Origin of the sequence: Thermopolyspora flexuosa, from assembly GCF_006716785.1 — a bacterium.
In the GTDB taxonomy this organism is placed as follows: domain Bacteria; phylum Actinomycetota; class Actinomycetes; order Streptosporangiales; family Streptosporangiaceae; genus Thermopolyspora; species Thermopolyspora flexuosa.
In genome coordinates this window covers 3,493,375-3,511,642 of sequence record NZ_VFPQ01000001.1, presented here as the reverse complement: position 1 = coordinate 3,511,642, position 18,268 = coordinate 3,493,375, and the positions used below count along the sequence as shown (strand labels likewise).

Below are 18,268 nucleotides of genomic sequence, written 5' to 3'. Positions count from 1 at the left end.
TCCGGCCATGGTGGAGATGACCGCAGGACGTCGCTCGCGCCGGCGGCGACGGCCCGCCCGCACGCGGGGCATGCTGGCCCTGCACGAGATCGACGGCCTCGAGGCCGACGAGGCCCTCCAGGCCGTCGTCACCCGGGTCGCCCGCCGCATGGGCACCGAGGTCGCCACCCTGTACGCCTACGATCCCGACCGGGAACGCCTCGTGCTCGCCGCGACGCACGGGCTCGCCCGGTCGGCGATCGGCTTCGTCACCCTCGCGCTGGGGGAGGGGATCAGCGGCGAGGCGGCCCTGCGCCGCTCCCCGGTGGCCGCCGCCGACGTCGGGCGCGACCCCCAGTTCAAGATCATCCCCGGGTTCGACCAGAGCCGCTACCGGTCCATCCTCGCGGTGCCGGTGAGCCACCGCGGCGAGCTGCTCGGCGTGCTCAACGTGCAGACCGTCGCCCCCCGCGAGTACGGCCCGGCCGACCGTGACCTGCTGTGCCGCCTGGCCGACGAGGTCGCCCGGCACCTCGCCCGCACCGGCCGCGACGGCCATCTCGCCCTGCGGCTGCGCGGCCCCACCCTGCTGTCCACGCTCAGCGGCATGGTCGCCGCCTCCGGCGGCCGCACCGAGGTGTGCGTACGGGTGCTCGCCGAGCTCGCCGTCGTGCTGCCCGAGGCCGACACCGCGATCGCGCTGTCCCCCGGGCGGCATGACGCCGAGCCGGTGCTCATCGCCCCCGACGGCGGCAGCGACGTGCACCCGGACCTCGCCGCCGCGCTGCACGGCGGCCCGCCCGCCGCCGAGGACGCGGTGCTCGTGCTGCCGCTCGGCCGCGACGGCGACCGGCACGGCCTGCTCGCCCTGCGCTCCGCCAAGGGCGCGGGGAGCTGGCGGGACCCGGCGGTCCGGCACTACCTGGAAAGCGTCGCCGAGCAGCTCGGCCTCGCCCTGGAACGGCTGCCCGACCCCGCCGCCGCGCCCGCCGCGGCCCCCGAGCCGGAACGCTCCACCGGCGAGCCCGGCCTCTACGACCGGCTCGTCGCGGTCGTGCTCGACGACCGCGGCCTGGAGGCGCTCGTCGCCGAGGCGAGCGCCGCCTGCGGCACCTGGTTCGGCGTCGTCGACTGCTTCGGCACCCCGCTCGCCGGCACGGTCGACGGCGAGGTCTCGGCCGAGCTGCCGCTGCACCCGGCCGAGTCGCCGCCGGGCCGCCTGCTCGTCGGCCCCGCCCCGCCGCCCGAGGACGACCTCGCGGTCATCGCGCACGTGGTCGCGCTCGAGCTCGCCAAGTGGAAGGCCGCCTTCGAGGTGGAGTCCCGGCTCCGCGGCGACGTGCTCGACCTGCTGCTGTCCGACGACGCCGACCCGCGCGAGGCGCTGCCCCGGGCGAGCCTGGTGGGCCTCAACCTCGCCCGGCCGTACCGGCCGGTGTGGTTCGGCTACGCGGGGGAGGGCGAGGACGGCGCGCTCGCCGCCCGCAGCCGGGCCGAGATCGTGCGCCGCGCGCTCGGCGAGCCGCCGCAGGTGGTGCTCTTCCAGCGCCCGCACGGCATCCTCGCCCTCGTCGACGAGGCCGTCGGCGACGTCGAGGCCCGCGCGCGGGCCGCCGCGCGCCACCTCGCCGCCGTGCTGCGCGGCAGGGCGGTCGGCGTCGGCTGCGGCACCCCGGTCGTCTGGCCGGACGGCTTCCGCGCCGCGGTACGGCGGGCCGAGCTCGCCTCCGACCTGGGGCGGCGGCTCGGCCACCCGGGCCCGGTGGACGTCGGCCGCCTCGGCGTGTACGGCCTGCTGCTCGAGCTCGACGAGACCGCCTGGCGCGCGTTCGTCACCGAGCAGCTCGGCCCGCTGCTCGACCACGACGCGGCCACCGGCGGCGAGCTGGTGCGCACCCTGGAGGCGTACCACTGCCTGCGCGGCGGCCTGCGCGCCGTGGCCGACGCGCTGTTCGTGCACGTCAACACGCTCAAGTACCGGCTGGCCCGGATCGACGCGCTCACCGGCGGCCGGTTCTCCTCACCGAGCGGCCGCTTCCAGATGTACCTGGCGCTGTACGCGCTGCGCCTGCTCGAGCCCGAGCGGCCGAGCCTCCTCGCGGACGAGGCCGTGGCGGGCCTGCCGCCCGCCACGCACGGCCCCGACGGCCCCGGCGCCCGGTGATGCGCGGCCGTACCGGCCTCGCGGGCGTCCCCGTGACCGCCCGGCGCGGCACCTCCGCCGCCCGCTCCCGCCCGTACGGCCGGGACCGCTCGGGGACGAGACCGCGGCGGGATCGTTGTCCGCCCGGGACAGTGCCCGTGGCCAGGGGCCGCGGCGATGCTCGGACCGTGACTCTCGACAGCGTGATCCACGCCGATCCGCCCGCGCACCCCGGGCGCGAGCGGCGGCCGCCCGCTTCCCCGGCGGCCGACCTCCGCCCGTTCGCGGTGCTGCAGGCCGGGGACGGCGTCCCACCCGGTACCGCCTACCTCAGCGCGACCCCCGGCTCGGTGCTCTGGGGCCGGCTGCCCGGCCCCGAGGACCCGCCGGTGCTGCGCGTCGCCCCCGGCGAGCCGGTGGTGATCGACACGGTGAGCCACGAGGGCATCCTGGAGGACCAGGGGCGGGACCCGGTCGCGTTCATGGCCCGTTACGGCATCGGCGCCGACCTGGTGCTGCGGGACGCGATCGACGTGGCGCGCACCGTGCCGCACCGGGCGGGGGACGGGCCGCACGTGGTGCTCGGCCCGATCGCGGTGACCGGGGCACGGCCCGGCGACATGCTCGCCGTACGCATCGAGGACCTGCGCCCCCGGCTGCCCTACGGGTTCGTCTCCAGCCGGCACGGCCGCGGCGCCCTGCCGGGGGAGATGCCCGAAGGGCCGGGATCCACCTTCGTGCTGTGCACCGCGGGCGACGGCCCGGACGGCCCGGTCGGGTGCATCGGTACCCCGGCCGGCACGATCCGGTTCCCCCTCGGCTTCTTCCTCGGCGTCATCGGCGTCGTCCGGGCCGGCAGGGGCCGCCCCAGCTCGATCCCGCCCGGGTGGCACGGCGGCAACCTCGACATCAGCCTGCTCACCGCAGGCTCGACGCTGTTCCTGCCGGTGCAGGTGCCCGACGCGCTGGTGTACGTCGGGGACCCGCACTACGCGCAGGGCGACGGCGAGGTGGCGCTCACCGCGTTCGAGGCCCCGCTGCGGGCCACCCTGCGCTTCGACCTCGTCCCCGCCGGGGCCGCCGAGCACATGGGCGTGCTCTACGGGGAGACCGACGACCTGCTCATCCCGGTGGGCCTCGACGAGGACCTCGACCGGGCGATGACGGCCTGCGTCCGCAACGGCCTCGACCTGCTGACCAGCCGGTACCCGCTGGACCGCGCCACCGCCTACGCCTACCTCAGCGTGGCGGCGGACTTCGCGGTCTCCCAGGTGGTGGACCAGGTCAAGGGCGTGCACGGCCGGATCCGCAAGGCCGACCTCGCCGCCCTGCTCGACTCCGGCACGCCGGCCACGCCGGCGCCCGTCCGCCCCTTCCCCCCGCCGAAAGCCCTGTGAGGAGTCTGTGATGCGCCTACGCCCCTCCGCGCTGTGGTCCGCGGCCGTGGCCGCGACCCTCGCCCTCGTCACCTCCGCCTGCGGCTCCGCCTCCCAGCAGGCGGAGCCCGCCACATCCGCCGAGTCGTCCGCCTCACTGACCATCGGCCTCAACTACGTCGGCACCGTCGAGCACTTCGCCCCCTACTACGCCCTCAAGGAGGGCCTGTACGAGAAGGCCGGGCTCGACGTCACCATCAAGCCGGGCGGCGACACCCCGCCGTCCACCCTGCTCGCCGCAGGGCAGGTGGACGTCGCGGTGATGGACACGCTCAGCACCATCACCGCGGCGGACAAGGGCGCCGACTTCGTCGCGATCGCCACCGAGTACCAGCAGACCCCCACCTCGATGACCTGCCGCAAGGACTCCGGGGTGAGCAAGCCCGCCGACCTGGCGGGCAAGACCCTCGGCCTGAAGCAGGCGGCGAACATCTACCTGCCCGCGATCCTCTCCACGATCGGCGTCACCAAGGACCAGATAAAGATCGTGCCGATCGGCGGCCAGGACGTCAGCATGATCATCGCCGGTCAGGTGGACTGCATGTTCTCCTCGTTCGCGTTCAACGAGCCGCGGTCCATCGAGATGGCGGGCGTGCCGGTCACCGTCTTCCCGCTCGGCGACCTCGGCATCCCCTCGCAGGGCAACACCTACGTGACCACCCGCGCGATCTACGACGACCCGGCCAAGCGCGCCGTCCTCGTCAAGTGGATCGGCGCGATCGCCGAGGCGTACGAGGTGCTGCTGCGCGACCCGGAGGCCGGGGCCAGGTACATGGTCGACAACGCGTTCACCACCGGGCTCGACCTCGACCAGCAGATCTACCAGTCCAAGACCCAGGCGTCCTACATCGCCACCGAGTACACCGCCGCGAACGGCCTGCTCGCCCTCAACCCCGAGGCATGGGAGAAGGTCGCCCAGGTGGCCAAGGACCTCGGCCTCACCTCGAGCCTCGTCGACACGAAGCCGCTCATCGGCGACCTGTCCAAAGAGGCCGGCACCGCCAAGCTCTGACCGCACACCACGAGGAGACGGGAGCGCACGACCATGACCATGACGACCGTCCACGCCCCGGTGGGCCTGCTCTACCAGATGTGGGAGGTGCGCGAGGAGGCCACCGCCGACCTGGTCCGGCGCGCCTACGAGGAGTTCGCCTTCGCCGAGGAGCTCGGCTACGACTCGGTGTGGGTCGGCGAGCACCACAACGTCCAGGACGCCCCGTTCTACGGCCGCATCCCGGTGCCGGAGCTGCTGCTCGCCCGGGTCGCCGCGACCACCACCAGGCTGCGGCTCGGCACCGGCGTGAAGGTGCTGCCCGGCGTGCCGCCGCAGCGCAGCGCCGAGGAGATGTGCCTGCTCGACCTGGTGACCGACGGCCGCGCCGAGATCGGCATCGGCCAGGGCACCGCCGGGCCGCACGACGAGGAGTCCCGGCGGCGCAGGCAGGCGAGATTCCGCGAGGCGCTCGGCGAGATCCTCATGCTGCTGCGCGGCGACACCTCCACCGGCCTGCCGCTGCTCAACGTCGGCCCCGCGCCGCACCTGGTGGAGCGCATGTGGGCGGCGTGCCGCGACGACGCCTCCATCGAGTACATCGCCGAGCAGGGCCTCAACTTCGTGGTCGGGCAGGCCGAGGTCGCCGAGGCGCAGGCCCGCTACGTGGCCCGCTACCGCGCCGCCGGGGGCACCGGCCGGGTGCGCGGGGTGCGCGCGGTGTTCATCGCCGAGGACCGCGCCGACGCGTTCGCCCGGTTCGAGAGCGCCTTCGAGACCTACTACGCCCAGATCGGCCGCGGCCGGTACGCGGCGGACGCCACCGCCGCCGGCCTGCTGCCCGCGCAGGCGGTCACCCTCGACGAGCGCATGCGCCGCGCCTGCGTGATCGTCGGCGACCCGGACGACGTCGCCGCCGGGCTGCGCGAGTACCTGGAGGTGACCGGCGTGGACCAGCTCGACCTGCTCGTCCAGTTCCCCGGCCTCGCGCCCGAGCCGACCCGCCGCACCCTGGAGCTGTTCCAGCGGCACGTACGGCCGGCGCTGGCGGAGGTGGGCGGCCGTGGCTGACCGGCGTCACCGAGAGGGCATCGTCGTCCGCGGCCTCACCATGACCTACGAGCGGCGGGGCATCACCACCACGGCCGTGGCGGACTGCGACCTGGTCGTGCCGAAGGGGTCCTGGGCCTCGCTGCTCGGCCCCTCCGGCTGCGGCAAGTCCACCCTGCTGAAGATCCTCGCCGACATCGTCAAGCCCACCAGCGGCCTGGTCACCATGGACGAGCTGACCCCGGCGGAGGCCCGCGCCGCGCGGATCTTCGCCCTCGTGTCCCAGCAGTCGACCATGCTGCCATGGCGGCGGCTCGCCGAGAACGTCGAGCTCGGGCTCGAGCTCGCCGGGATCCCCAAGCGGGAGCGGCGGGCCCGGGCCCGGGAGGCGATCGAGCTGGTCGGGCTGTCCGGGTTCGAGAAGGCCTACCCGCACGAGCTGTCCGGCGGCATGCGGCAGCGCGCCGCGATCGCCCGGGCGCTCACGTTGCGGCCGAAGTTCCTGCTCATGGACGAGCCGTTCGGCGCGCTCGACGAGATCACCCGGGAGCGGCTCAACTTCGAGCTCATCCAGATCCTCGAGGAGAGCGGGGCGACGCTGCTGCTCGTCACCCACTCGGTGTCCGAGGCGGTGATCCTGTCCGACCAGGTCGCGGTGATGTCGCCGCGGCCCGGCCGGATCGTGCACCTCGCCTCGCTGCCGTTCGGCCACCACCGCACCCCCGCGCTGCGCGACGACCCGCGGTTCGCCGCGGCCGAACGCGAGCTGCGCCGGGCGCTCGGCAACGGCCACGAGGTCCCGCCGGTCCGCATCGCGCCGGAGCCGGAGCCGGACCCGGCGCTGCTGGCGGGCTGAGGCGTGGAGGCCGGATGAGCCGGGTCGGACGGAGAATCCGCGACGGCGCGGGCGGCATGCGCGCCCCGCTGGCCTTCCTCGCCGCCGCCCTGCTGCTGTGGCAGGTGGTGACGAGCACCGGGCTGGTGAAGTTCTACGTGCTGCCCGCGCCGAGCACGGTCCTTGAGGCGATGGCGCGGTACGCCCCCACGATCGCCGAGGAGAGCCTGGCGACGCTCACCGTCGCGCTCGCCGGGTTCGGGCTCGGCACCGTGGCGGCGATCGCGGTGGCGATGACGCTCACCTACGCGCGGCTGGTCCGGGACGCGGTGTACCCGCTGCTGCTCGCGCTGCGCGCGCTGCCGTTCATCGCGATCATCCCGATCCTCGTGGTGATCATGGGCACCGGGTACGAGCCGCGGATCACGGTCTGCGCGCTCAGCACCTTCCTCACCACGCTCGTCAACCTCATGCGCGGGCTGCGCTCCGCCGACGCCGAGGTGGAGGAGCTCATGCACACGCTCAACGCGACCGGCATGCAGCGGCTGCTCAAGGTCCGGGCCTACGCGGCCCGGCCGTACCTGCTGGCGGCGCTGCGCATCTCGGCCTCGTCGTGCGTGATCGAGGCCACCGTCGCCGAGTGGATCACCGGCGACAGCGGCCTCGGCTACCTCGTGCAGATCTCCGGATACACCTTCCAGATCGGGCTGATGTGGGCGGCGATCGTCGTCGCCTCCGCGCTCACCCTCGGGCTGGTCGGGATCATCACGCTCGTGGAGCGGGTCGCCATGCCGTGGGTGCCCCGCGGCGGGGTCGGCGCCGCCGCCCGGCAGGGAGGTGCGGCATGAGGCGTCTCGCCCGCGCGCTGCCGCCGGGGCTGCTGCTCGTTGCGGTGCTCGCCGGCTGGGAGCTGTACGTCACCGGGGCGGGCGTGAGCAGCCTGGTCGTGCCGTCGCCGTCGCGCATCGCCGCCGCGATCGCGGCGAACCACGCCGACCTCGCCCACCACGCCCTCGTGACGATCATGGAGGCGTTCCTGGGGTTCGCGCTCGGCAACCTGGTGGCGATCGGGTGCGCGGTCGCGTTCACCTACTCCGGGCTGCTGCGCGCCGGGGCCTACCCGCTCGTGCTCGCCCTCCAGGCGGTGCCGCTGGTGGCGATCGCGCCGATCCTCGTGCTGTGGCTGGGGCCCGGCGTGCCGTCGAAGGTGCTGCTCGCCGCGTTCCTCGCCTACACCGTCACCCTCGTCAACCTGGTGCGCGGCCTCGCCTCGGCCGAGGCCGCCACGCTGGAGCTGCTGCACACGCTCAACGCCTCGCGGCGGCAGGAGCTGGTCCACGTGCGGTTCCCGGCCGCCCTGCCGTACCTGTTCACCGGGCTCAAGCTCGGCGCGTCCGCGGCGATCGTCGCGGCGATCGCCGCCGAGTACATCGGCGCGCTGCAGGGGCTCGGCTACCTCATCCACGACACCCGGGCCCGGCTCGACAACGAGTACCTGTGGGCCGCGGTCGTGGTCGCCGCGGTCATCGGACTGGCGTCGTTCGGCCTCGTCGTGCTCGCCGAGCGGTGGGCGATGCCGTGGCGGCGCGGACTGGAGGAGACATGACACCATCCCAGCTCGCCTTCTCGGCGCGGGAGTTCCGCGACGCGCTCGGCCACTTCGCCTCCGGGGTGACCGTGGTGGCCGCGGTCCGGGACGGCGTGCCGTTCGGGCTCACCTGCCAGTCGTTCTACAGCGTCTCCCTCGACCCGCCGCTGGTGTCGTTCTCGGTCGGGGTGGCCTCGGCCAGCTACCCGCACATCCGCGCGGCCGGCGCGTTCTGCGTGAACGTGCTCTCGCACACCCAGCAGGAGGTGTCGAACCGGTTCGCCCGCAGCGGCGGGGACAAGTGGCGCGGGGTCGCCTGGCGGCCCACCGCGGCCGGGAACCCGGTCATCGAGGGCGTGCACACCTGGATCGACTGCGAGCTGGAGGCCGAGTACCGGGCCGGCGACCACTACATCGTGATCGGCCGGGTACGGGAGCTGAGCCCGCCGCCCGGGCAGGCCGACCGGCCGCTGCTCTACTACCGGGGGAGGTACCACACCTTCGCGTAGGCCAGGCGCCTCCGGGATCCGCCCGGCACCCCGGAGGCGCACGTATGCTCCAAGCCAGGGCCATCGGGGAAAGGAGCCCGGGGTGGTTCTGAGCGAGGACCGATGAGCGCGGAACTCGTCGTCGGCCCCATGACGCGGTACGCCGACGCCACCCGCGTCTCCATCTGGGTGGAGACGAGCGAGCCGTGCACGGTCACCGTCGAGGCCGGGCAGGTGCGCGGTGAGGAGCGCACGTTCACCGTGCACGGCCACCACTACGCGATCGTCGATCTCGACGGGCTGCGCCGGGCCGTGCCGTACACGGTGGCGCTCGACGGCGTGCGGGTCTGGCCGCGGGACGACGGGACGCCGCCGAGCCTCGCCCGGCCGGTGGCCGAGGCGCGGCGGCTGCTGTTCGGCTCGTGCCGGACCAGCGTGCCGCACGACGCGCGGCACGTGCTGTCCCACGGGGTGGACGTGCTCGGCGCGTACGGCCGGCGGCTGCGCGAGACCCCCGAGGACGAGTGGCCCGCCATGCTGCTTCTGCTCGGTGACCAGGTGTACGCGGACGAGCCGTCGGAGGCGATGCTCGAGTTCATCCGGGCCCGCCGGGACGGCGAGCCGCGCGACGAGGTCGCCGACTTCGAGGACTACGCCGAGCTGTACCGGCAGGCGTGGACCGACCCGGACATGCGCTGGCTGCTGTCCACCCTCCCCACGGCGATGATCTTCGACGACCACGACGTGCGGGACGACTGGAACACCAGCGCGGCCTGGCGGGCCGAGATGGCGAAGGTGGAGTGGTGGCCCCGCCGCATCGTCGCGGCGCTCGGGGCCTACTACGTCTACCAGCACCTCGGCAACCTGTCCCCGGAGGAGCGGGCCGCCGACCCGGTGTACGCCGAGCTGCGCTCCGGCGACGGCGACCGGGGCGCGGTGCTCGACGCGTACGCCGCGCGCGCCGACGCCGAACCGGCGGCCGTGCGGTGGAGCCACGCCCGCGACATCGGGCGGGTGCGCCTGCTCGTGCTCGACACCCGCGCCGCCCGGGTGCTCGACCCCGGGGCGCGGCGCATGCTCGACGACGAGGAGTGGGAGTGGGCGACCGGGCAGCTGACCGGGGACGTGGACCACCTGGTGGTCTGCTCCTCGATCCCGGTGCTGCTGCCGAGCGGCATCCACCACGTGGAGGCGTGGAACGAGGCCCTCGCCGACGGGGCGTGGGGCCCGCGGGTCGCCCGCTGGTCCGAGCGGCTGCGGCAGGCGATCGACCTGGAGCACTGGGCCGCGTTCCGCCGCTCGTTCGAGGCGCTGACCCGGCGGCTCGCCGAGGTCGCCGACGGTGCCCATGGCGCGCCGCCCGCCACGATCCTGCTGCTCTCGGGCGATGTGCACTACTCGTACCTCGCCAAGGCGCGCCGCCGCCCGATCTACCAGATCGTCTGCTCGCCGATCCGCAACCCGCTCAGCCGCACGCTGCGCCTCGCCAACGTGGTCGCCTCGTTCGGGGTGGCGGGCCTGGCCGGCGGGCTGCTCGCCCGGCTCGCGCGGCTGCCCCGCCCGCCGTACCGGTGGAAGATCGTCAAGGGCCCGTGGTTCCACAACGCGGTCGGCACGCTCGACCTGGCCGGCCGGGAGGCGACCGTGCGCTGGCACACCGCCGGGCCCGCCACGGACACGGTCAGCGAGATCGCCGAGGCCCGGCTCGCCCCCGGCCGGGTACGGCCCGCGTCCCGGCGGGCCGTACCACGCGGCTGACCCGGGTCAGCGCGGCAGCACCTCGGCGAGCCGGTCCACCGCCCAGTCGACCTCCTCCTTGGTCACCACGAGCGGCGGGGCGAGCCGGATCGTGGCGCCGTGGGTGTCCTTGGCGAGCACGCCCCGCTCCAGCAGCCGCTCGCACACCTCGCGGCCGGTGAGCAGCGCCGGGTCGAAGTCCACCCCGGCCCACAGGCCGCGGCCGCGCACCCCGGTCACCCCGCGGCCGACGAGCTCGCCGAGCCGCCGGTGCAGCACCGCGCCGAGCTCGCGCGCCCGCGCCTGGTACTCGCCGGTGCGCAGCAGCCCGATCACCGCGACGCCGACCGCGCAGGCGAGCGGGTTGCCGCCGAAGGTGGAGCCGTGCTGCCCGGGCCGGATCACGCCGAGCACGTCCGCGTTCGCGGCGACCGCGGACACCGGCACCACGCCGCCGCCGAGCGCCTTGCCGAGCACGTACACGTCCGGGACCACGCCCTCGTGGTCGCAGGCGAACGTCTCCCCGGTACGGCCCAGCCCGGACTGGATCTCGTCCGCGATGAACAGCACGTTGTGCTCGGAGCAGAGCTGCCGCACCTGCCGCAGGTAGCCGTCCGGCGGCACGATCACGCCCGCCTCGCCCTGGATCGGCTCGATGAGCACGGCCACGGTGTGCTCGTCGATCGCGTCGCGGATCGCGTCGGCGTGGCCGTACTTCACCACGGTGAACCCGGGCGCGAACGGCCCGAACCCGCCGCGGGCGTCCGGGTCGGTGGAGAACCCGACGATCGTGGTGGTGCGGCCGTGGAAGTTCCCCTCGGCCACGATGATCTTCGCCTTGCCGTCGGGCACGCCCTTGACCTCGTACCCCCACTTGCGGGCCACCTTGATCGCGGTCTCCACGGCCTCGGCGCCGGTGTTCATCGGCAGCACCATGTCCTTGCCGGTCAGCTCGGCGAGCGCGGCGCAGAACTCGGCGAACCGGTCGTGGTAGAACGCCCGGCTGGTGAGGGTGAGCCGGTCGAGCTGCTCCCGGGCCGCGGCGAGGATCGTCTCGTTGCCGTGCCCGAAGTTGAGCGAGGAGTATCCGGCCAGGCAGTCGAGGTACCGCCGCCCGTCCACGTCGGTCACCCAGGCGCCGCGCGCCTCGCGGATCACCACGGGCAGCGGGTGGTAGTTGTGCGCGCTGTGCCGTTCGCTGCGCGCGATGAACTCGCTCGTCACGCTCATGACCGGATCTCCAGGGTGCAGCACTTGGGCCCGCCGCCGGCCTTGCGCAGCTCGCTCAGGTCGACGGGGATGACGTCGTACCCGCGGCGCTTGAGCTCAAGCGTGAGCCCGCCCGCCTCGGCGTTCAGCACCACGTGGCGCCCGTCGCAGACCGCGTTGAGGCCGAGCACGGCCGCGTCCTCGGCGGACGCGATCACCGCGTCGGGGAACATGCGCTCGAGCACGGCCCGGCTGCCGGGGGAGAACGCCTCCGGGTAGTAGGCGATGTTGTCGCCGCCGAGCGCGAACATCGCCGTGTCGAGGTGGTAGTAGCGCGGGTCCACCAGCCGCAGCGTCACCACCGGCCGGCCGAGGAACTCCTGCGCCTCGTGGTGCGCCTCGGGCCGGGTGCGGAAGCCGGTCCCGGCGAGGATCACGTGGTCGAGCACGAGGAAGTCGCCCTCGCCCTCGTTGACGTGCTCCGGCTCCTTGATCTCGGTGAAGCCCCGGCTGCGGAACCACTCCAGGTACGCGGGCCCCTCCGGCACCCGCTCGGCGTTGGCGAACCGCGCGCCGTACACCTTGCCGTCCACCACCAGCCCGCCGTTGGCGGCGAACACCATGTCCGGCAGCCCCGCGACCGGCTCGACGACGTCCACCCGGTGGCCCAGCTCCTCGTACACGGCCTTGAGCCGCTCCCACTGCCGGAGTGCCTTGTCCCGGTCCGCACCGGCCGACGGATCCATCCACGGATTGATCGCGTACGTCACCGCGAAGTGATCGGGCCGACACATGGCGTAATGCCGAACATGCGCCATACACCGCTCCACAGGGTCAAAACGGCTGGTCAGGGGATAGGTTCAGGATAGAAACCGGGTTTCGTGCGGCCCAGGCGAAAAAATTGCGCGTTGCCGTCGATCCGTTGCGTGTTCCGGCCCCGCGGTGTCGATTTGTTGCACGGAAACGCGCCCGAAAAGCCGCCGAAACACCCCTGCCACGGGCGGCGCGGTGGCTACGAGGTGGGCAATGGGGTGTCCACCAGCCGGGAGAGCACGATCGAGCTCTTGGTGCGCACCACGAACTCCTCGGCCGCGATCCGCTCGATCACCTGCTCCACGTGGCGCATGTCGGTCGCCCGGATGTGCAGCAGCGCGTCCGCCTCCCCGGTGATCGTGCACGCCGACACCACCTCGGGGTTCCGCGCCACCGCCGTCGCGATGTCCGCGGGCGAGGTCTTCCCCCGGCAGAACAGCTCCACGTACGCCTCGGTCGTCCACCCCAGCGCCGCCGGGTCGACCCGCACCGTGAACCCCTTGATCGCCCCCTTCTCCTGCAGCCGGTCCACCCGCCGCTTCACCGCGGGCGCCGACAACCCCACCCGCTGCCCGATCTCGGCGTACGTCGCCCGGGCGTCCTCGACGAGCTCCCGAATGATGGCACGATCAAGCTGATCCAGCTCCACGCAGACCTGTATACCGCGCCCCGCCCGCGCACACATGGCCGCGCCCCTGGGCCTGCGGCTTTGCACCGGTCATTCGTCGCGCGCCTGGCGGGCGTCGTGCCTTGCGCGTCCGTCGGGCGGGCGGGCGGCGCGGGCCGCCTGGATCATGGCGCGGTACAGGGCCGCCGGGCTGGGGGCGGGCGGCAGTGGGGGCGGTTCGGTGCCGGGGGCGGCGAAGGCGCGGAGCATGTGGCCGACGAGGCGGTGCCAGGCGTCGGGGGCGGCCTCGTGGGTGGCGGCGACGACGCCGGCGTTGGCCATGAGCAGGATGACCATGTCCTGGTCGGTGACGTCCTCGCGCAGGTGGCCGGTGGCCTTGGCGCGGCGGATGAGCTCGAGCAGCCCGTGGTACGCCTCGGCGCGGCGGGCCTCCAGCGCCTTGGCGGACGGGAAGGTCATCGCCAGCACCTCGGCGAAGCCGCGGTCGGCGGCCTGCATGGCGCAGACGTTGCGGACGAAGCCGGTGAACCCGTGCCAGGGGTCCGGGTCGGCGAGGGCCTCGGTGACCGCGCCGACGTAGGCGTCCATCCGGTCGGCGAACACCGCGTTGATCAGGTCCTCGCGGCTGGGGAAGCGGCGCGCCAGGGTCGCCTTGCCGACCCCGGCCTCGCGGGCCACGCAGGCCATGGAGACGTCGAGTCCGTCGCTGGCGAACAGGCGGCGGGCCGCGGCGAGGATGCGCTCGCGGTTGCGTTCGGCGTCCGCGCGCAGTCCCGCGGTCCTCACGCCGGGTGACGCGTACGACTCGGTGGATGGAGCCATGTCCCTACTCTACAAGTGGAACGACCGGTCCACTTGTGTTTATGCTGAAGGAGAGCTAACCGGGAAGTCCGTTCCACTTATCGGCTCCGAAAGGTGCATCGCATGCGCGCCGTAGCACTCACCACCGTCCCCGCCACCCCGTCCGTCATCGAGATCGACGTCCCCCGGCCCGCGGTCGGGGAGGTGCTCGTGGAGGTGGCGTCGGCGTCGGTGAACGGATTCGACGCGGCGGTCGCCGCCGGGAAGCTGCGCGACCTGATGGAGCACCGCTTCCCCCTCGTGCTCGGCAAGGACTACGCCGGGACGGTCGTCGAGGTGGGCGAGGGGGTCGAGGGGCTTGCGGCCGGCGATCGGGTGTTCGGCGTCCTGATGGCACCGTTCCTGCAGGCCGGGACGCTCGCCCGGTACGCCGCCGTGCCCACCAGCTACGGCCTGGCCCGCATCCCCGAGGGCCTGTCGTTCCGCGACGCCGGGGCGCTCGGGCTCGCCGGCACCGCCGCCCTCAACAGTCTCGACACGGTTGAGGTGGGTGAGGGCGACACCGTGCTGATCTCCGGCGCGACCGGCGGCGTGGGCGCCTTCGCGGTCCAGCTCGCCGCCGCACGCGGCGCCCGGGTGATCGCCACCGCACGTCCGGGCGCGGAGGAGGAGTTCGTCACCGGCCTCGCCGAGGCGGTGCAGGTCGTCGACCACACCGACGACCTGGAGTCCGCGGTACGCAAGATCGCCCCCGACGGCGTGGACGTGATCCTCCACCTGGCGGGCGACGTGACCCGCCTCGCGAGCCTGCTGGCCAAGGACGGGCGCATCGCCTCCACCCTCGGCCTCCCCGCCGACGCCGTCGACGGCGTCACCCTCCGCTCGGTCATGGCCGACCCCACCGACACGACCCTCACCACCCTGGCCGAGCTGGTCGCCGCCGGAAAGCTGCGGGTCCCGATCGGCGCCGTCTACCCGCTCGAGCGGGCCCCCGAGGCGTTCGCCGCGTTCACCAGGGGCGCCATCGGCAAGATCGCGATCGCCTGCTCCTGAAACCCCCGCATGTCCACCCGACCCCCGACCGGCCGGAATGACCCCGCCACCGTACCCTTCGCGTAAGTGGTGAGTGGCCTTGGCGCGGAATGTGTTCGAGGCCCGTGGCGCGCCTCGGCGCGGCGGGCCTCCGGGCGCCTTGCCGGACGGTGAGGCATCACCAGCACCTCGGCGAAGCCGTGCCAATCAGGCCCGCAGAACGGAATCACACGGTGCCGTCGCGCACGCTTGCCAGGAAGGCCGGCCACTCGGCGCGGGTGAGCACGAGAACCGGTCCGTCGGGATCCTTGGAGTCCCGAATGGCAACAATGCCCGGAAGGTTCGTTGCCACCTCGACGCAGGCACCGACGTCGTTGGATCGGCTGGACTTACGCCACCGCGCTTTACTCAGGTCCATTCTCCAGCCCTTTCTTCATGTTCCTGATCGATCCTGGCGCGCGTCCCGCTTCGCATGCGGGCATGTGGACTCGGTCGTGCTCGGCGAGCGATCGGGGTTGTTCGTGCAGGCGAAATCTGGTCTACAGGCGGTTGGAAGGCCCGCCGGCCGGTCGGCACCTCCCAGCCCTCGAACGGCGGGAAAGGTCATACAGCGCCGTCGCGCACGCTAGCGAGGAAGGCCGACCACTCGGCTCGGCTGAGCACAAGGACGGGACCGTCGGGGTTCTTAGAGTCTCGAATCGCGACGATGCCGGGCAGGTTTGTCGCCACTTCGACACAGTGACCGGTATCGTTCGAATAGCTGGACTTTCGCCATATAGTTTGACTCACGTCCATCTCTCTGCCGCCTCCTTGTTTCCTTCAGAGATAGTGACTGAGGGTATGCCTCGGCCCGCCTTTCCGTCGGCGTCTAGGTGAAATGAGCATTCCAGTTGGAATATCTGGAAGGAGCATTTCACTTGTCAACGCCGCGCCGCGCCGCCGATCGGACGCCGTCCGCAACCGCCAACCGGCCCTCGACGCCGCCATGGCCCTCCTTGCCGAGCCGGCGCGACGCTCACCGTCGAGGCGGTCGCGCAGCGCGCCGGGCTCGGCGCCGCCATGGTGGTACGCGCCTTCGGCGGGAAGGAGACCCTGCTCGACGCCGCGGTCTCCCGGCTCCTCGCCCCCGTCGTCGACAGCGCCCGTGACCTGCTCGCCCAGACAGGGGCGGTGGCGTCCACGCGTCCGCCGCGCGACAAGCCGTACGAAGCCGAACGGCCTGGCCGAGGCCTGCCCGGTGGCTCAGCGGGATGGCTCGGGATAGTCGCCGATGCCGTGTTCGAGGAGGTCGAAGGCGCGCTCGGCCTTCTTCTCGGTGTCGGCGAGGATGTCCTCCCATGCCTCACCGGCCCTTCTGCGCCGGTGTGCCTGCTCGGTGAGCACGGTCAGTGTCGCGCAGATCTGCGCCGCCACGACGCGGGGTGTGAGGTCGTCGGGGTCGGCGTCGGCCTCGTCGGCGAGCGCGGCGGCGAGCTTCTCCTGGCGGGCCTCGTGCAGCCGGTTCACGGCGGCGGTGAGGGCCGGGCTGTCCGCCACCATCTGGTGCCACCAGTCGGCGCCCGCGTTGAAGCCGTACCGCCAGTGCCGGGTGCGCACCGCGTCGAGGAAGTCGTCCCGGATCGCCCGCACCGCCGACACGCCTGGGGCGCGCCCACGTACCAGGTCGGCGAGGAACTCCTCCGCGGTGTCCTGGCGGTCGAGGAAGAGCTCCTCCTTGGTCTTGAAGTAGTTGAAGACCGTGTTCACCGAGACGTCGGCGGCGCGCGCCACCTCGGCGACCGTCACCTTGTCGAAGCCGTGCCGCATGAACAGACCCATGGCGACGTCGGAGATGCGCTGCCGGGTCTCCCGCTTCTTGCGCTCCCGCAGGCTCAGCTCCTCGGACATGGCGGACATGCTATCAGTGACCACAATTTTTCAGTGACTCCAAATTTGGTGTTACTCTATCGAACGTGATTCACGCCACAGCGCTCACCAAGACCTTCACCGGCGGGAAGGGCACGGTCGAGGCGGTACGCGGTCTCGACCTGCACGTGGCCGCCGGTGAGATCGTCGGTTTCCTCGGCCCGAACGGCGCGGGCAAGAGCACGAGCCTGCGCATGCTCACCACGCTGCTGAAACCCACCTCCGGCACCGCCACCGTGGCCGGGTACGACCTGGTGGCCGAGCCCGCCGAGGTACGGCGCCGCATCGGCTACGTGCCCCAGGGCAACACCGTCGCCCCCACCGCCCAGGTGGGGGAGGAGCTCGAGCTCCAGGCCCGCCTGTACGGCATGAGCCGGGCCGAGGCGAGGGACCGGGTCGCCGAGACGCTGCGGGCGCTCGACCTCGCCGGCGTCGAGGCGCGCCCGGCCGCCGTGCTCTCCGGCGGCCGGCGAAGGCGCGTCGATCTCGCCATGGGCCTGCTGCACAACCCACGGCTGCTCTTCCTCGATGAGCCGACCACCGGTCTCGACCCGCAGAGCCGCGCCAACCTGTGGGATCACGTGCGGCGGCTGCGCGACCGGGAGGGCATGACCGTCTTCCTCACCACGCACTACCTCGACGAGGCCGACGCGCTCTGCGACCGGATCCTCATCATCGACCACGGCCGCGTGGTCGCCGAGGGCGCACCGGCGGACCTCAAGGCCGAGCTCGGCCCGTCCGCGACCCTCGACGACGTCTTCCTCCACGTGACCGGCCGCGAGCTGCGCGAGAGCACCGCCGCCTGAGCCGGGCCGGACCGCCGTCTCGAAGGAGAACCCCTGTGACCGCCCTGATCCTCGCGCGCCACTATCTGCGCGCGACCTTCCGCAGCAAACTCTCCGTCCTGTTCAGCGCCATCCAGCCGATCATGTTCCTGGTGCTGTTCGGCCCGCTCTTCGACCGCAGCGGCGTCGGCTCGTGGGACGTGCTCGTGCCCGGGCTGCTCGTGCAGCTCGCCCTGATGAGCGCAGGGCTCGCCGGTTTCGGCATCTTCATCGACCGGCGTTTCGGGGTACTGGAACGGTTGCGCGTCACCCCCGCCGGCCGTACCTCGCTGCTGCTCGGCCGGGTGCTGCGCGACGTCGTCGTGCTGCTCGTGCAGTCCGCGCTGCTGCTCGCGCTCGGCTGGGCGCTCGGACTGCGCGCCCCGCTCGCCGGGGTGCTGCTCGGCCTGGCGCTGCTCGTCGTGCTCGCCACGGGCCTGGCGTCGCTCTCCTACGCGATCGCTCTGGTCATGCCGGACGAGCTCTTCCCGCCGGTCGCGTCGACCGCGGTCGTGCCGCTCATGCTGCTGTCGGGCGCGCTCCTGCCGATGTCGCTCGCACCGCCGTGGCTGGACGTCCTCTCCCGGCTGACGCCGTTCCGCTACGTGGTCGAGGCCCTGCGCGCGTTCTTCTCCGGGTCGTACGGCGGCGCCGCGGTCGCCTGGGGAGTGCTCGCCGGGCTCGCGCTCCTCGTCATCGGCGTGGCCCTCGGCACCCGCCTGTTCCACCGGGAGAACGCCTGACGCTCGCTAACCGCGCTGCTCGCGGCAGGAGGCGGGCACCCCGGCGGGGACGGAGACAAGAAAGGC

Annotated in this window: 18 protein-coding genes and 1 pseudogene; 12 read left to right on the top strand and 7 right to left on the bottom strand. The window is 73.2% G+C overall.

The features are described from left to right. Positions 1 to 16: 16 nt before the first annotated feature. The 9 genes from FHX40_RS14910 to FHX40_RS14870 all read left to right on the top strand — a co-directional run bounded on the left by FHX40_RS14910 (position 17) and on the right by FHX40_RS14870 (position 10,268). Positions 17 to 2,143 carry a helix-turn-helix domain-containing protein gene (locus FHX40_RS14910; RefSeq protein ID WP_170198842.1) on the top strand — a complete coding sequence of 709 codons (2,127 nt, stop codon included), beginning with the start codon at positions 17 to 19 and terminating at the stop codon, positions 2,141 to 2,143. Between the two features lie 167 nt (positions 2,144 to 2,310). After that, a complete protein-coding gene (locus FHX40_RS14905) occupies positions 2,311 to 3,519 on the top strand; it encodes an acetamidase/formamidase family protein (protein ID WP_211350275.1) in 1,209 nt (402 codons plus the stop codon). Between the two features lie 10 nt (positions 3,520 to 3,529). Continuing rightward, on the top strand, positions 3,530 to 4,570 hold the full coding sequence (locus tag FHX40_RS14900) for an ABC transporter substrate-binding protein (protein WP_142260182.1): 1,041 nt from the start codon (positions 3,530 to 3,532) through the stop codon (positions 4,568 to 4,570). Positions 4,571 to 4,603: 33 nt separating this feature from the next. Beyond that, positions 4,604 to 5,620: an LLM class flavin-dependent oxidoreductase gene (locus FHX40_RS14895; RefSeq protein WP_142260181.1), complete on the top strand. Its 1,017-nt coding sequence runs from the start codon at positions 4,604 to 4,606 to the stop codon at positions 5,618 to 5,620. Then, entirely contained in the window at positions 5,613 to 6,455 is an 843-nt protein-coding gene (locus FHX40_RS14890; protein ID WP_211350272.1) for an ABC transporter ATP-binding protein, read from the top strand. The genes FHX40_RS14895 and FHX40_RS14890 overlap by 8 nt, the downstream gene beginning before the upstream one ends. A gap of 14 nt (positions 6,456 to 6,469) precedes the next feature. Beyond that, positions 6,470 to 7,282: an ABC transporter permease gene (locus FHX40_RS14885; protein WP_142260180.1), complete on the top strand. Its 813-nt coding sequence runs from the start codon at positions 6,470 to 6,472 to the stop codon at positions 7,280 to 7,282. Further along, complete coding sequence (locus FHX40_RS14880; RefSeq protein WP_142260179.1) at positions 7,279 to 8,040, top strand: ABC transporter permease; 762 nt, start codon at positions 7,279 to 7,281, stop codon at positions 8,038 to 8,040. Before FHX40_RS14885 ends, FHX40_RS14880 begins: the two co-directional genes overlap by 4 nt. Next, positions 8,037 to 8,531, top strand: coding sequence for a flavin reductase family protein (locus FHX40_RS14875; RefSeq protein WP_142260178.1), 495 nt, complete (start codon positions 8,037 to 8,039; stop codon positions 8,529 to 8,531). The genes FHX40_RS14880 and FHX40_RS14875 overlap by 4 nt, the downstream gene beginning before the upstream one ends. Before the next feature lie 102 nt (positions 8,532 to 8,633). Beyond that, positions 8,634 to 10,268 (top strand): alkaline phosphatase D family protein, encoded by a 1,635-nt coding sequence (locus FHX40_RS14870; RefSeq protein WP_142260177.1) that lies wholly within the window; start codon positions 8,634 to 8,636, stop codon positions 10,266 to 10,268. 6 nt (positions 10,269 to 10,274) lie between these two features. Here FHX40_RS14870 and rocD read toward each other — a convergent pair whose 3' ends face one another. The 4 genes from rocD to FHX40_RS14850 form a co-directional block, all read right to left on the bottom strand. Then, positions 10,275 to 11,477, bottom strand: coding sequence for an ornithine--oxo-acid transaminase (gene rocD / locus FHX40_RS14865; RefSeq protein ID WP_142260176.1), 1,203 nt, complete (start codon positions 11,475 to 11,477; stop codon positions 10,275 to 10,277). Beyond that, the gene (ddaH, locus tag FHX40_RS14860) at positions 11,474 to 12,274 is read right to left on the bottom strand and encodes a dimethylargininase (protein ID WP_142260175.1); all 801 of its coding nucleotides are present in this window, start codon (positions 12,272 to 12,274) and stop codon (positions 11,474 to 11,476) included. Before ddaH ends, rocD begins: the two co-directional genes overlap by 4 nt. Before the next feature lie 194 nt (positions 12,275 to 12,468). Further along, positions 12,469 to 12,918 carry an Lrp/AsnC family transcriptional regulator gene (locus tag FHX40_RS14855; RefSeq protein WP_189136140.1) on the bottom strand — a complete coding sequence of 150 codons (450 nt, stop codon included), beginning with the start codon at positions 12,916 to 12,918 and terminating at the stop codon, positions 12,469 to 12,471. 69 nt (positions 12,919 to 12,987) lie between these two features. After that, a complete protein-coding gene (locus FHX40_RS14850; protein WP_142260173.1) occupies positions 12,988 to 13,719 on the bottom strand; it encodes a TetR/AcrR family transcriptional regulator in 732 nt (243 codons plus the stop codon). Positions 13,720 to 13,821: 102 nt separating this feature from the next. Here FHX40_RS14850 and FHX40_RS14845 point away from each other — a divergent pair, with 102 nt between their 5' ends. Then, positions 13,822 to 14,751, top strand: a complete 930-nt coding sequence (locus FHX40_RS14845; protein ID WP_142260172.1) for an NADP-dependent oxidoreductase — start codon at positions 13,822 to 13,824, stop codon at positions 14,749 to 14,751. Positions 14,752 to 14,956: 205 nt separating this feature from the next. On the opposite strand, the gene FHX40_RS14840 is transcribed toward FHX40_RS14845, so the two are convergent. From FHX40_RS14840 to FHX40_RS14825, 3 genes are all read right to left on the bottom strand, one after another. Further along, positions 14,957 to 15,148, bottom strand: a complete 192-nt coding sequence (locus FHX40_RS14840) for a DUF397 domain-containing protein (RefSeq protein WP_142260171.1) — start codon at positions 15,146 to 15,148, stop codon at positions 14,957 to 14,959. Between the two features lie 185 nt (positions 15,149 to 15,333). Beyond that, on the bottom strand, positions 15,334 to 15,525 hold the full coding sequence (locus tag FHX40_RS14835; protein WP_142260170.1) for a DUF397 domain-containing protein: 192 nt from the start codon (positions 15,523 to 15,525) through the stop codon (positions 15,334 to 15,336). Positions 15,526 to 15,972: 447 nt separating this feature from the next. Continuing rightward, positions 15,973 to 16,617, bottom strand: a complete 645-nt coding sequence (locus FHX40_RS14825; protein ID WP_142260169.1) for a TetR/AcrR family transcriptional regulator — start codon at positions 16,615 to 16,617, stop codon at positions 15,973 to 15,975. Between the two features lie 65 nt (positions 16,618 to 16,682). Between FHX40_RS14825 and FHX40_RS14820 the strand changes: the two are divergent. Both FHX40_RS14820 and FHX40_RS14815 read left to right on the top strand, forming a co-directional pair. After that, positions 16,683 to 17,366, top strand: a pseudogene (locus FHX40_RS14820) (ABC transporter ATP-binding protein); the annotation flags it as partial. Between the two features lie 110 nt (positions 17,367 to 17,476). After that, positions 17,477 to 18,202 (top strand): ABC transporter permease, encoded by a 726-nt coding sequence (locus FHX40_RS14815; protein ID WP_142260167.1) that lies wholly within the window; start codon positions 17,477 to 17,479, stop codon positions 18,200 to 18,202. Positions 18,203 to 18,268 lie beyond the last annotated feature (66 nt).

Bases quoted from the DNA above. Each gene is read 5' to 3' on its own strand.
- FHX40_RS14825 (WP_142260169.1), bottom strand. From the start codon at position 16,617: ATGTCCGAGGAGCTGAGCCTGCGGGAGCGCAAGAAGCGGGAGACCCGG.
- FHX40_RS14910 (WP_170198842.1), top strand. From the start codon at position 17: ATGACCGCAGGACGTCGCTCGCGCCGGCGGCGACGGCCCGCCCGCACG.
- FHX40_RS14845 (WP_142260172.1), top strand. From the start codon at position 13,822: ATGCGCGCCGTAGCACTCACCACCGTCCCCGCCACCCCGTCCGTCATC.
- FHX40_RS14895 (WP_142260181.1), top strand. From the start codon at position 4,604: ATGACCATGACGACCGTCCACGCCCCGGTGGGCCTGCTCTACCAGATG.
- FHX40_RS14835 (WP_142260170.1), bottom strand. From the start codon at position 15,525: ATGGACGTGAGTCAAACTATATGGCGAAAGTCCAGCTATTCGAACGAT.
- rocD (WP_142260176.1), bottom strand. From the start codon at position 11,477: ATGAGCGTGACGAGCGAGTTCATCGCGCGCAGCGAACGGCACAGCGCG.
- FHX40_RS14900 (WP_142260182.1), top strand. From the start codon at position 3,530: ATGCGCCTACGCCCCTCCGCGCTGTGGTCCGCGGCCGTGGCCGCGACC.
- FHX40_RS14870 (WP_142260177.1), top strand. From the start codon at position 8,634: ATGAGCGCGGAACTCGTCGTCGGCCCCATGACGCGGTACGCCGACGCC.
- FHX40_RS14850 (WP_142260173.1), bottom strand. From the start codon at position 13,719: ATGGCTCCATCCACCGAGTCGTACGCGTCACCCGGCGTGAGGACCGCG.
- FHX40_RS14875 (WP_142260178.1), top strand. From the start codon at position 8,037: ATGACACCATCCCAGCTCGCCTTCTCGGCGCGGGAGTTCCGCGACGCG.
- ddaH (WP_142260175.1), bottom strand. From the start codon at position 12,274: ATGGCGCATGTTCGGCATTACGCCATGTGTCGGCCCGATCACTTCGCG.
- FHX40_RS14880 (WP_142260179.1), top strand. From the start codon at position 7,279: ATGAGGCGTCTCGCCCGCGCGCTGCCGCCGGGGCTGCTGCTCGTTGCG.
- FHX40_RS14885 (WP_142260180.1), top strand. From the start codon at position 6,470: ATGAGCCGGGTCGGACGGAGAATCCGCGACGGCGCGGGCGGCATGCGC.
- FHX40_RS14840 (WP_142260171.1), bottom strand. From the start codon at position 15,148: ATGGACCTGAGTAAAGCGCGGTGGCGTAAGTCCAGCCGATCCAACGAC.